Origin of the sequence: Bradyrhizobium sp. SZCCHNRI1009 (assembly GCF_032487575.1) — a bacterium.
Lineage (GTDB): Bacteria > Pseudomonadota > Alphaproteobacteria > Rhizobiales > Xanthobacteraceae > Bradyrhizobium.
Window position 1 is genome coordinate 227,302 of record NZ_JAUEUL010000003.1, and the last position, 13,102, is coordinate 240,403.

The following is a 13,102-nucleotide window of genomic DNA, read 5'->3' on the forward strand; positions in this document are numbered from 1 at the left end:
CACGCGCAATCTGATGATGTGCAGTCTTTGATCCGAACAGCCGCCAGGAACCTGGCGGCTTTTTTATTGCCGGCAGGTTCTTTCTTTTCAAGGGAGCCCGCCATGCCGAGCACGACCGACGAGCAGAGTGTCAGCGCCATCGGGGCGCGTGGATTGCGTGGTGTCGCGCATGCGCCGCGGATCTTCGAGCGCGGTCGCGATCACTCGGCGCGACGTCCTGCTCCGCCGAAGCCTGGGGCAAACGTCTACTACTTGCCGCAGTCAATTACCGAGCGCGGCGGCGTTGCGCCCGAATCAAAATCGCTGCTTCGGCTCTGGTGGGCGCGCTGGCGCGAGCGGCGCAGCTTCGCCAGGGAGCTGCCCTGGCTCGCCGACGAAGTGCTGGAGGACTACGGCCTCACGCGCGACGAAGCGCGACGGTCGTGCCGGCGGCCGTTCTGGCGGGCATGAAGACTATTGGGACCGAGGCGTCGGCCCACCCACAACTGTCATCCCGGGCAAGCCGGAACGGCGCAAGGCGCCGTGGAGGCGCCGACCCGGGATCCATACTCCGCAGCAGGTGTGGTGGAATGAGATCCGAGCCACCGACGTGCCGCTACACGACGTGCTGTGGCTATGGATCCCCGCTTTCGCGGGGATGACGACTGAGGGTGAGGCGGCGAGGGAGCTTGAAAATGCTCTCGACTATATCGCCGCTCAGTCTCCAAGTGGCGCTCGGCGGGGTGACGTTCGGATCAGATCCGTTCTTGGATTTGCCGCGTAGTATTGTCTGGCGTTGAGCAGTGCCCGCCGCTCATCAGCCGTCATCCGACCCGCCTCAGAATCCGCGGACGTGCGGCAGCGTCGATCGTAGCTGAGCAACGTGTCGCAAATGCTCTCCGGAAGCGGTGCGACCGAGTCGATCGTGCAGACGGCGCCATCGGCTTCAGGAGGGATGCTCACACCGCTGCTCCGGTCGAAGCGGAATACTTCCTGGGTCGTCAGCGCTCGTGCTGTCAGGCTGCTGTCATCCAGCGATGTCACGATGCAAATGCGGACAGCGTCGTTCGGAAACGCTGCGTGGAATAAATCGTTGACCACCAGGTCGGAGACAGATGTCCTGCGCTCTTTCACTACGATTAGGCCGGGACGTTCATTTGAATGAGATCTACCACTTTATCTCAGACTGGATCCATTCGCTCGCGGTGTGGTGAGAGCAGAAGCATCGAGATCAATTAAGTCGGCGGCCGGCGTGGCGGCCTTTTCACCGGATGCAGCCTTGGCGCCCGTACCGCGCGCCGGCGCAATCGCGTCGCCGCCGCGCGCTTCGGCTTGGCCGGCACTTGCGGCCTTGCCAGCTCCATCAGCATTCGCAACGCCTCCAGCACCGAACGTGTCCGCACCGTGCTGCGGCCGATGGCGCCGAAGCGGTGTTCGCGATGGGTGATGCGGCCGTCGCGAGCGGCGACGGCGAAATGGACCAGGCCGACCGGCTTGCCGGGGGTGGCGCCGCCGGGGCCGGCGATGCCGGTGATGGCCACCGCGAGATCGACGTCGGCGCGTTCGAGTGCGCCGACCGCCATCTGGATCGCGGTCTCCTTGGAGACGGCGCCGAAGGTCTGAAGCGTCGAGGCCTCGACGCCGAGCATCGCGCGCTTGGCCTCGTTGGAGTAGGTGACGAAGCCGCGGTCGATGACATCGGAGGAGCCGGGGATGTCGGTCAGGGCCGCGGCGACCAGGCCGCCGGTGCAGGACTCCGCAGTCGCGATCATCAGCTTGCGCGACCGGCAGAGGTCGAGCAGCGAGCGGGCCAGCGCGCTGGTAGAGCCGATTTGACGTTCGCTCGCCATGGCTGCGTTGTCCTCATCCGACCGTCAGATCGAAAGCTCCATGAGCGGTGACAGGGTGGTGCGCCTCTAGGCGTTCCACGGCAGCCGGATCGTCGCGCTTGCGGTGGCCGCGATGCCTTCCTCGCGGCCGGTGAAGCCGAGCCGCTCGCTGGTGGTGGCCTTCACGGCGATGCGCGAGATGTCGACGCCGGTGATCTCGGCGATGCGGGCGCGCATCTGGTCGCGCAGCGGGCCGATCTTCGGCCGCTCGCAGATCATCGTCACTTCGAGATTGGCGATGCGGCCGCCGCGCGCGGTGACGCGCTCGATGGCGTATTTGAGGAACTGGTCGGAGGCCGCGCCCTTCCACTTCATTTCCGAGGGCGGGAAGTGCGAGCCGATGTCGCCATCGGCCAGGGCGCCCAAAATTGCATCAACCAGAGCGTGCAAACCGACGTCGCCGTCGGAGTGGGCCAGGAAGCCCTTGCTATGCGGCACACGCAGGCCGCACAGCCAGACATGGTCGCCTTCGCCGAAGGCGTGCACGTCGTAGCCGGTGCCGGTCCGGATGTCGCCGAGCTGCGCGGCAAGGCGCGCTTCCTCGCGCACGAAATCTTCCGGTGTGGTGAGCTTCATGTTGGCAACATCGCCCTCAAAGGTCGCGACGGTCAATCCCGCCCATTCCGCAATCGCCGCATCATCTGTGAACTCGGTGAGGCCCTCGCGCGCGGCGCGGCGATGCGCCTCGAGGATCGTCTCGAACTTGAAGGTCTGTGGCGTCTGCGCGATGCGCAGCTTCGCGCGCTCCGGCGTCGCGGTGATGTCGCCGCCCGTTCCGACCTCCTTGATGGTGTCGGTCACCGGCACGACGGGAATCGCCGCACCGGTCTTGCCGGCCGCGACAATCGCGCGCGAGATCACGGCCGGCGTGACGAACGGACGCGCGGCATCGTGGATCAGCACGATGTCGGGCTTGTGCGGCGCCAGCGCTTCCAGGCCTGCCAGCACCGAGGCCTGGCGCGTTGCGCCACCATGTGCGGGGACCTCGTGGCGCAGGCCTGATACGGCAGCATTGAAGATGTCGATGTCATCGGGATTCACCACCGGCTGGACCACCGCCACCTCGGGATGATCGGCGAAGGCGGCGAGCGCGCGATGGATGACGGTACGGCCGCCAATCGTGCGGTACTGCTTCGGACCACCGGCGCCGGCGCGCAGGCCGCGTCCGGCCGCGACGAGGATGGCTGCAGTCCGCTGAGAAGTCGTCATGGGAACAGGATATCGATGCTGATGAATGACCAGGGTGAGGAGATTTGCCGGCTTCTTACATCTGCAGAGGATGTTAAGCGAGCGGGATCACACATGACTCGAGCGGCGACTGCGACCGCGACGCGTTCGTAAGGCGCCGTGAGGCACTTGAAGGCCGATCCGCTGCTGCGAACCGCCGTGGAGCCATGCAAAAATCCGGCGGCTCAAGGGTTTACCATGACTGCCGAACAAGCATATTTTGCTGCACTGCACTTGAAATACTGATCGTTTTGGCTAAAGTGTAGGCATGACGCTTGACTGCCCAAGATTTGTGCTTGAGAGTGCAGCGCAGACGCGATGATGCGTCCAAAGAGCTTTAAGAGTCGTTCGTGACCGGTCCGGCCAAACCACCAGCCAAAGCCTTGAAGATAGGCGACGTTTCGCTCGCCAACCGGGCCATTCTGGCGCCGATGTCGGGCATCACCGACGCGCCGTTCCGCCGACTCGCGGCCGAGCTCGGCGCCGGTCTGGTGGTGTCCGAGATGACCGCGAGCGACGATCTCGTGCGCGGGCGGTGGATATCCCGGTTGCGCTGCGAGGCCAGCGGCATCGGGCCACATGTCGTGCAGCTCGCCGGCTGCCAGGCGCATTGGATGGCGGAGGGCGCCAGGGTCGCCGAGGACGGCGGCGCCGATATCATCGACATCAACATGGGTTGCCCGGCGCGGCATGTCACCGGCGGCCAGTCCGGCTCGGCCCTGATGCGCGATCTCGATCATGCGCTGACCTTGATCGAGGCGACGGTCGAGGCCGTCGATGTGCCCGTGACCCTGAAGATGCGGCTCGGCTGGGACGAGCGCAGCCTGAACGCGCCGGAGCTGGCGCGCCGCGCGCAGGCCGCGGGCGTGCAGCTGATCACGGTGCATGGCCGCACCCGGCAGCAGTTCTACAAGGGCGAGGCCGACTGGAGCGCGGTGCGCGCGGTGAAGGACGCCGTCGATCTGCCGGTCGTCGTCAACGGCGACATCACCACCTACGAAGACGCGCGCAAGGCGCTCGACGCCTCCGGCGCGGATGCCGTGATGATCGGCCGCGGCGCGCAGGGGCAGCCCTGGCTGCCGGGCCAGATCGGCCGCCGGCTCGACGGCGGTGCCGAAGAGGGTGCGCCCGAGCTGGCGCAGCAGCTCGCACTGCTCACGGCGCTCTATGACGAGATCTGCCGCCACTATGGCGCGCGTGTCGGCCTGCGCCACGCCCGCAAGCATCTCAGTTGGGGGCTCGACGTCGCCGCCGAGCATGCCCGCGCGCCGGCCGAAAAACTGAAGGCCTGGCGCGACCGTATCCTGACGTCCGAGCAGCCGTCTTTGGTGCATCGGGCGCTGCGTGACGCTTTCGACGATTTTGCCTGGAGTGCAGCCGCATGAGCTCAGCCGCAGAACAGCGCAAGCGACTTCCGTCGGATGGCGACGCCATCCTCAACGCCTTGCCCAATCCGGTTCTCGTCATCGGCCCGGACGGCATGATCATGGACGCCAACATGGCGGCGGAATCGTTCTTCGATTCCTCGACGCAGTTTTTGCAGCGGCAATCGCTGAAGAAGCTGGTGCCGTTCGGCAGCCCCTTGCTGGCGCTGATCGACCAGGTCCGAACCACGAGCGCGCCGGTCAACGAGTACAAGGTCGATCTGGGCACGCCGCGCACCGGCGCCGATCGCCTCGTCGACCTCCACGTCGCGCCGCTGCCGGAGCGGCCCGGCCACATCGTGGTGATGCTGCAGGAGCGCACCATCGCCGACAAGATGGACCGCCAGCTTACCCATCGCAGCGCCGCGCGCTCGGTGATCGCGCTGGCCGCGATGCTGGCGCACGAGATCAAGAATCCGCTGTCGGGCATCCGCGGCGCCGCGCAGCTCCTGGAGCAGCAGGCCTCCTCGGAGGACCGCATGCTGACCCGGCTGATCTGCGACGAGGCCGACCGCATCGTCACTTTGGTCGACCGCATGGAGGTGTTCGGCGACGACCGCCCGGTGGCGCGCGGGCCGGTGAACATCCACTCCGTGCTCGACCACGTGAAGCGGCTGGCGCAATCCGGCTTTGCCCGCAACATCCGCTTCGTCGAGGATTACGATCCATCGCTGCCGCCGGTGCTCGCCAACCAGGACCAGTTGATCCAGGTGTTTCTCAACCTGGTCAAGAATGCCGCCGAAGCGGTCGTCGACCTCGGCTCGGATGCGGAGATCCAGCTCACCACCGCGTTCCGCCCGGGCGTGCGACTGTCGGTGCCCGGCAAGAAGTCGCGGGTGTCGCTGCCGCTGGAGTTCTGCGTCAGGGACAACGGCCCCGGCGTGCCGGAAGACCTGATGCCCAACCTGTTCGATCCGTTCGTGACCACCAAGCCGACCGGAAGCGGCCTCGGACTTGCATTGGTCGCGAAGATCGTCGGCGACCATGGCGGGATCATCGAGTGCGAGTCGCAGCCGCGCAAGACGACCTTCCGGGTGCTGATGCCGATGTACAGCGCAACCAAACAACCAGACCAAAGCAATCGCGATGACGTTTCGGGGACGCCGTTGCATGCCTCACAGGGATCAAATTGAGGACCACCTATGCCTGCAGGTAGCATTCTCGTTGCCGATGACGATACGGCCATCCGCACGGTCCTGAACCAGGCGCTGTCACGCGCCGGCTATGAGGTGCGGCTGACCGGCAATGCCGCCACCTTGTGGCGCTGGGTGAGCCAGGGCGAGGGCGATCTCGTCATCACCGACGTGGTGATGCCGGACGAGAACGCGTTCGACCTCTTGCCGCGCATCAAGAAGATGCGGCCGAACCTGCCGGTCATCGTGATGAGCGCGCAGAACACCTTCATGACCGCGATCAAGGCCTCGGAGCGCGGCGCCTATGAGTATCTGCCGAAGCCGTTCGACCTGAAGGAGCTGATCGCGATCGTCGGCCGCGCCCTGGCCGAGCCGAAGGAGCGGGCGGCGAGCCAGCCCGACGACGGCGAGTTCGAATCGATCCCGCTGGTCGGCCGCTCGCCGGCAATGCAGGACATCTACCGCGTGCTGGCGCGGCTGATGCAGACCGATCTGACCGTGATGATCTCTGGCGAGAGCGGCACCGGCAAGGAGCTGGTGGCGCGCGCGCTGCACGACTACGGCAAGCGCCGCAACGGCCCGTTCGTCGCGGTCAACATGGCGGCGATCCCGCGCGACCTCATCGAGTCCGAGTTGTTCGGCCATGAGCGCGGCGCCTTCACCGGCGCCAACACCCGCGCCTCGGGCCGCTTCGAGCAGGCCGAGGGCGGCACCTTGTTCCTCGACGAAATCGGCGACATGCCGATGGAGGCGCAGACGCGGCTTTTGCGCGTGCTGCAGCAGGGCGAGTACACCACCGTCGGCGGCCGTACCCCGATCAAGACCGACGTGCGCATCGTCGCGGCCTCCAACAAGGATCTGCGCATCCTGATCCAGCAGGGGCTGTTCCGGGAAGACCTGTTCTTCCGCCTCAACGTCGTGCCGCTGCGGCTGCCGCCATTGCGCGAGCGCATTGAGGACCTGCCGGATCTGGTCCGGCACTTCTTCGCGCTGGCTGAGAAGGACGGGCTGCCGCCGAAGAAGCTCGATGCCGCCGCGTTGGAGCGGCTCAAGCAGCACCGCTGGCCGGGCAACGTCCGCGAGCTGGAGAACCTCGCGCGGCGCCTGGCGGCGCTGTATCCGCAGGACGTCATCACCGCCTCGGTCATCGACGGCGAGCTGGCCCCGCCCGCGGTGACCACCGGCTCCAACGCGCCGACCTCGATCGACAATCTGGGTGGTGCCGTGGAGGCCTATCTGTCCTCGCACTTCCAGGGCTTTCCAAACGGCGTGCCGCCGCCGGGCCTCTATCACCGCATTCTCAAGGAGATCGAGATTCCGCTGCTGACGGCAGCGCTCGCAGCGACGCGCGGCAACCAGATCCGCGCCGCCGATCTGCTCGGTCTCAACCGCAACACGCTGCGGAAGAAGATTCGCGACCTCGACATCCAGGTGTACCGCAGCGGCGGCTGACGGTGCTTTGATACCTTCGCGGCTGGCTCAAGCCCGCCTCAGGTGAGAATTATTGTAGACAAATCCGCGTCGCGCTTCCGCGCCGCGGATTTGTCGCAATTTGGCAACAGCGTGGTAGGAATGCATCAGTCCGATTCCCGGACGTGCCGCGTTCAGCATCACCCACCTTGCCGGAATGACCAGCGCAGAGACCTCGGCCACCCCCTTCGATTCCTCGTCCGCCGACGGCCGGCGCTGGACCTGGCGCACCTGGCTCGCGCCGGTCGCGGTTGCGCTGGCGCTGCTGTCGGCCTTCCTCACCTTCATTGTGCTGGTCGGGCTGACCCCGGTTGAGCCGACGACGGACGTCGTCAAGACCTTCTACTTGATCGATGCCGGAACGATCCTGGTCCTGGTCGGGATCATCATCCGCGAGGTCTGGCAGGTGGTGCAGGCCCGCCGCCGCGGCCGGGCGGCGGCACGGCTGCACGTGCAGATCGTCAGCCTGTTCTCGGTGATCGCGGTCCTGCCGGCGGTGCTGGTCGCGGTGGCCGCCAACGTCACCATCGATCGCGGCCTCGACCGGCTGTTCTCCGGACCGGCCAAGGTCGCGATCCAGAACTCGCTGACCATCGCGCGCGCCTACATGCAGGAGCACGCGCAGTTCATCCGCGGCGACATCATCGGCATGGCCAATGACATCGCCCGTGCGCGGCCGCTGTTCGATCAGGATCGCGCCAGCTTCCGCGATCTGCTGACCACCAGCGCCGCCTCGCGCAATCTGCCGGGCGCGATGATCATCGACAAGAACACCAATCCGATCGTCTGGGCCGAGTCCGGCGGGGTGCAACTGGCCTATTCGCCGCCGGCACCCGACTTCCTGAACAATGTCCGGGAGGAGGAACCCGAGATCGCGGTGCTGCCGGAGTCGAACTACGTCGCTGCGGTGATCCGGCTGCGCGCGTTTAACGACACCTTCCTCTACGTCGCGCGTCCGCTCGATCCGCAGGTCGTCGAGCAGCTCAAGCAGACCGAGCTGTCGGTCGCCGAATACGCCCAGGTCGAGGCGCGCCGCTTTGGCATCCAGATCGCGTTCGCGCTGATGTTCGCGGTGATCGCGCTGACCATCCTGATGGCCTCGGTGCTGATCGGGCTGAACTTCGCCAACTGGCTGGTGGCACCGATCCGGCAATTGATGAATGCGGCCAACACCGTGTCGACCGGCGATCTCAACGTCCAGGTGCCGGTGCATCGCTCGGAGGGCGATCTCGCCCAGCTCGGCCAGACCTTCAACAAGATGACGCAGGAGCTGCGCACGCAGCGCGACGAGCTGGTCAGCGCCAGCGATTTGATCGACAGCCGGCGCCGCTTCATCGAGGCGGTGCTGTCGTCGGCCTCCGCCGGCATCATCGGTGTCGATGCCTCCGGCAGCGTCGGCATCCTCAACCGCTCGGCCGAGAAGCTGATCGGACATGCCGAGCAGGAGGTGCTCGATCATCCGCTCTCCGACGTGCTGCCCGAGCTCGACGACATGATGAAGACCGCGCGCGAGGGCAAGCAGCGGCTGGTGCAGGGCCAGATCACGATCCAGCGCGACGGCCATGAGCGCAATCTGTCGGTGCGCGTCACCGCCGAGCAGACCAACCAGGCGCGCGACAGCTACATCATCACGCTCGACGACATCACCGAGCTGGTGTCGGCGCAGCGCACCTCGGCGTGGGGCGACGTCGCGCGCCGCATCGCACACGAGATCAAGAATCCGCTGACGCCGATTCAACTCTCGGCTGAACGCATCCGCCGCAAATTCGGCAAGGTCATCACCGAGGACAAGGCGGTATTTGAGCAATGTACCGAGACGATCGTGCGGCAGGTCGACGACATCAGGCGAATGGTCGACGAGTTCTCGCGGTTCGCGCGGATGCCGAAGCCGGTGATGGAAGGCGAGGACGTCGCCGACACCGTGCGGCAGGCCGTGTTCCTGATGAAGGTCGCGCATCCCGAGATCGACATCGAGACCGAGATCAAGCAGGACCCCTTGCGCGCGCAGTTCGATCGCCGCCTGATCTCGCAGGCGCTGACCAACATCATCAAGAACGCCACCGAGGCGATCGAGGTGGTGCCCGAGGCGGAGCTCGGCAAGGGCCGAATCGATGTCGTCGCCTCGCGCGAGGGTGAGGACGTGCTGATCGACGTCATCGACAACGGCATCGGCCTGCCGAAGGTGGCGCGGCAGCGGCTGCTCGAGCCCTACGTCACGACGCGCGCCAAGGGCACCGGCCTCGGGCTCGCGATCGTCGGCCGCGTGCTGGAAGACCATGGCGGCAAGCTCGAGCTGAAGGACGCATCCGATTTTCGTCCCGGCCAGCGTGGCGCCTGGATGCGGCTGCGCTTTGCCGTCTCCGGCCAGGCCGCCAAGACGGGCGCGAAGGAGCAGGCGGCGGCGTCTGACAATGCGCAGAAGACCGAGGCCGGCGGCGAAACCGCCGACACGGTTCAAACGACCAATGATGAACCAAAAATCCAAGCCGCAACCGGCAGCTGACGAGACAGGCGTGACCCATGGCGAGTGATATTCTGATTGTCGACGATGAAGCCGATATCCGGGAGCTGGTCGCCGGCATCCTGGACGACGAAGGCTTCACGACGCGAACCGCGCGCGACAGCGATTCGGCGCTCGCGGAGATCACGAGCCGCCGTCCCAACCTGGTGTTCCTGGACATCTGGCTGCAAGGCTCCAAGTTGGACGGTCTGCAGCTGCTCGAGCAGATCAAGAAGGACCATCCCGACCTGCCGGTGGTGATGATCTCCGGCCACGGCAACATCGAAACGGCGGTCGCCGCGATCAAGCGCGGCGCCTATGACTTCATCGAGAAGCCGTTCAAGTCCGACCGCCTGATTCTGGTCGCGACGCGTGCGTTGGAGAATTCGCGGCTCAAGCGCGAGGTGCGCGAGCTGAAGCAGCTGGCGCCGACCGCGAGCACCATGACCGGTCGCTCGCCATCGATGAACCAGCTGCGCCAGACCATCGAGCGCGCCGCCAAGGCCAACAGCCGGATCCTGATCGTCGGCCCTCCCGGCTCGGGCAAGGAGCTCGCCGCGCGGTCGCTGCACGCGCAGTCGCCGCGCTCCGAAGGCCCGTTCGTCGTCATCAACGCCGCCGCGATCACGCCGGAGCGGATGGAGGAGGAGCTGTTCGGCATCGAGCAGTCCAATGGCGAGCAGGCGCGCAAGACCGGCGCGCTCGAAGAGGCCCACGGCGGCACGCTGTTCGTCGACGAGATCGCCGACATGCCACGCGAAACGCAGAACAAGATCCTGCGCGTGCTGGTCGACCAGACGTTTCAGCGCGCCGGCGGCACCACCAAGGTGCACGTCGACGTGCGCATCATCTCCTCGACCGCTCGGAATCTCGAGGAGGAGATTGCCGCCGGCCGTTTCCGCGAGGATCTGTATCACCGTCTGTCGGTGGTGCCGATCCGGGTTCCGCCGCTGTCGGAGCGCCGCGAGGACATTCCCGAGCTGATCGACTATTTCATGGACCAGATCTCGGTCACGACCGGCCTGCCGAAGCGGCAGATCGGCCAGGACGCCATGGCCGTGCTGCAGTCGCATGTGTGGCCCGGCAACGTCCGTCAGCTCCGCAACAATGTCGAGCGCGTGATGATTCTGGCCGCCGGTGGACCGGAGGTGATCATCACCGCGGACATGCTGCCGCCGGATGTGGGATCGATGGTGCCGGCGATGCCGACCAGCAACAATGGCGAGCACATCATGGGACTGCCGTTGCGCGAGGCACGCGAGGTGTTCGAGCGGGACTATCTGATCGCCCAGATCAGCCGCTTCTCCGGCAACATCTCGCGCACCGCCGAGTTCGTGGGCATGGAGCGGTCCGCCCTGCATCGCAAGCTGAAGGCGCTCGGCGTCGGCTGAGGCCTTCGGCTCGGCCAAACTTGCCGACTGGACGAATTTACATTGGAAAATTCGGCGAGTTCCGGAATTTTACGGATGAATCCGGGTCTTTTGGAACCGGCTTCCCTGCAAGCGGCTTGCCTAATATGCTCGCCTGTCTTCTAATCCGGCATCCCGTGGTCCCTCGAGGGGGATCTCAATGGACCATGGGTCACCTCGATGAATCCGGGGCCTGCGATCGGGTCATCGAAGGTTCAATAAGAAAAAGCACAAGACTGCGAGATAACAACAATGGCGGCCGACCGCGCACAAAACCTACAAGACACCTTTCTCAACCATGTCCGCAAAACCAAGACGCCGCTCACGATCTTCCTGGTCAATGGCGTGAAACTGCAGGGGATTGTCACATGGTTCGACAATTTCTGCCTGCTGCTCCGGCGCGACGGTCACTCGCAGCTCGTCTACAAGCATGCGATCTCCACCATCATGCCGGGAGCGCCGATCCAGCTGTTCGAGGGTGGCGAGGACGCGTCTGCGTGAGTCTGACCTGACGTGAGAGTGACCTGATTGGAACCCCGCGATCGCGAAGGGACCATCGGCCTGTCGAGGCCGGATGACAACAAGGGGACCGGGCTCGTCATCGTGGTCGGCCCCTACTTGCGAGCGCGCCGCGGCGACGATGGCGCGCAAGCAGGCCAATCCGACATGCGTGATTTCGAGGCGCGGATCGACGAGGCCGCCGGCCTCGCGCGGGCCATCGAGCTGACCGTGGCCGAGGCCATTCTCGCGCCGATCGGGCAGATCCGCCCCGCGACCTATCTCGGCAAGGGCAAGGTCGAAGAGATTGCCGGCGTGATCGCCGGCCATGGCGTCGAGCTGGTGGTGATGGATTGCGCGCTCTCGCCGATCCAGCAGCGCAACCTGGAGAAGGCCTGGAACACCAAGGTGCTCGATCGCACCGGCCTGATCCTCGAGATCTTCGGCCGCCGCGCCAAGACGAAGGAGGGCGCGCTGCAGGTCGAGCTCGCGCATCTCAACTATCAGCGCAGCCGTCTGGTGCGGTCCTGGACCCATCTCGAACGCCAGCGCGGCGGCTTCGGCTTCATGGGCGGTCCCGGTGAGACCCAGATCGAGGCCGACCGCCGGCTGATCGGCGACCGCATCACGCGGCTCGAGAACGAGCTGAAGAAGGTCCAGGCGACGCGGCGGCTGCATCGCGCCGGACGCCAGCGCGTGCCGTATCGCGTCGTGGCGCTGGTCGGCTACACCAATGCCGGCAAGTCGACGCTGTTCAATCGCCTGACGCGCGCCGACGTCCAGGCCGCCGACATGCTGTTCGCGACGCTCGATCCGACCCTGCGCGCGATCACGCTGCCGCATGGCGGCAAGGCAATGCTGTCGGATACCGTGGGCTTCATCTCCAACCTGCCGACGCAGCTCGTCGCCGCCTTCCGCGCCACGCTCGAGGAGGTGCTGGAGGCCGACGTGATCCTGCACGTCCGCGACATGTCGCACGAGGATGCCGAGGCGCAGCAGCACGACGTCGAACTGGTGCTGAGCCAGCTCGGCATCGATCCCGAAGCCACCGACACCATCATCGAGGTCTGGAACAAGATCGACCGGCTCGACGCGGCTGCGCGCGAGAACCTCGCCAACATCGCCGCGCGGCGTCCGCCGGAGCGGCCCTGCCTGCTGGTCTCGGCCGAAACCGGGGAGGGCGTCGACGCGCTGCTGCAGACCATCGAGGACCGGCTCGCGGCGGCGCGCACCACGTTGGACCTCACCATCGACGCCGCCGACGGCGCCGGCATCTCCTGGCTGCACCGCAATGCCGAGGTGCTGGCCAAGGAGCTGCACGAGGGCCATTACGACATGACCGTGCGCGTCGACGCCACCAAGCGCGACATCGTGGTGGAGCGCTATCACGGCGTGCCCCGGGTTGCGTAGAATAGTAAAGGTATCCAACCACTATCGATTGCCACTCGATCGAGTGCGCAACCATCCAAATCAACTGATTTGAGCGCTTATTCGCTATATTCTTTGAGCGTCTCCGGCGGCCGCTTAGTGGGCCACCATCAGCTTCATCGCGCAGCAAAATCAAGCAGATGCA

At 65.8% G+C, this 13,102-nt stretch carries 10 protein-coding genes; 8 read left to right on the plus strand and 2 right to left on the minus strand.

Annotation, left to right across the window (positions count from 1 at the left end; all coding sequences use genetic code 11):
- The first annotated feature begins 102 nt into the window (after window positions 1-102).
- Window positions 103-450: a DUF1127 domain-containing protein gene (locus QX010_RS07910; protein WP_316178700.1), complete on the plus strand. Its 348-nt coding sequence runs from the start codon at window positions 103-105 to the stop codon at window positions 448-450.
- Between the two features lie 764 nt (window positions 451-1,214).
- On the opposite strand, the gene QX010_RS07915 is transcribed toward QX010_RS07910, so the two are convergent.
- A complete protein-coding gene (locus tag QX010_RS07915) occupies window positions 1,215-1,829 on the minus strand; it encodes a CinA family protein (protein WP_316178702.1) in 615 nt (204 codons plus the stop codon).
- A 66-nt stretch (window positions 1,830-1,895) separates the two neighbouring features.
- The gene (locus QX010_RS07920; RefSeq protein ID WP_316178705.1) at window positions 1,896-3,077 is read right to left on the minus strand and encodes a bifunctional 2-C-methyl-D-erythritol 4-phosphate cytidylyltransferase/2-C-methyl-D-erythritol 2,4-cyclodiphosphate synthase; all 1,182 of its coding nucleotides are present in this window, start codon (window positions 3,075-3,077) and stop codon (window positions 1,896-1,898) included.
- Window positions 3,078-3,526: 449 nt separating this feature from the next.
- On the opposite strand from QX010_RS07920, the gene dusB reads away from it, so the two are divergent.
- The 7 genes from dusB to hflX all read left to right on the plus strand — a co-directional run bounded on the left by dusB (window position 3,527) and on the right by hflX (window position 12,939).
- Window positions 3,527-4,480 carry a tRNA dihydrouridine synthase DusB gene (dusB, locus tag QX010_RS07925; RefSeq protein WP_316178954.1) on the plus strand — a complete coding sequence of 318 codons (954 nt, stop codon included), beginning with the start codon at window positions 3,527-3,529 and terminating at the stop codon, window positions 4,478-4,480.
- Window positions 4,477-5,652, plus strand: a complete 1,176-nt coding sequence (locus QX010_RS07930) for a nitrogen regulation protein NR(II) (protein WP_315799943.1) — start codon at window positions 4,477-4,479, stop codon at window positions 5,650-5,652. The genes dusB and QX010_RS07930 overlap by 4 nt, the downstream gene beginning before the upstream one ends.
- Before the next feature lie 9 nt (window positions 5,653-5,661).
- Window positions 5,662-7,104: a nitrogen regulation protein NR(I) gene (gene ntrC, locus QX010_RS07935; RefSeq protein ID WP_315799944.1), complete on the plus strand. Its 1,443-nt coding sequence runs from the start codon at window positions 5,662-5,664 to the stop codon at window positions 7,102-7,104.
- Window positions 7,105-7,279: 175 nt separating this feature from the next.
- Window positions 7,280-9,625, plus strand: coding sequence for a PAS domain-containing sensor histidine kinase (locus QX010_RS07940; RefSeq protein WP_315799945.1), 2,346 nt, complete (start codon window positions 7,280-7,282; stop codon window positions 9,623-9,625).
- Between the two features lie 17 nt (window positions 9,626-9,642).
- On the plus strand, window positions 9,643-11,013 hold the full coding sequence (locus QX010_RS07945; RefSeq protein WP_315799946.1) for a sigma-54 dependent transcriptional regulator: 1,371 nt from the start codon (window positions 9,643-9,645) through the stop codon (window positions 11,011-11,013).
- A 270-nt stretch (window positions 11,014-11,283) separates the two neighbouring features.
- On the plus strand, window positions 11,284-11,532 hold the full coding sequence (gene hfq, locus QX010_RS07950) for an RNA chaperone Hfq (RefSeq protein ID WP_006613906.1): 249 nt from the start codon (window positions 11,284-11,286) through the stop codon (window positions 11,530-11,532).
- A gap of 27 nt (window positions 11,533-11,559) precedes the next feature.
- Entirely contained in the window at window positions 11,560-12,939 is a 1,380-nt protein-coding gene (hflX, locus tag QX010_RS07955) for a GTPase HflX (RefSeq protein WP_315799947.1), read from the plus strand.
- Window positions 12,940-13,102 lie beyond the last annotated feature (163 nt).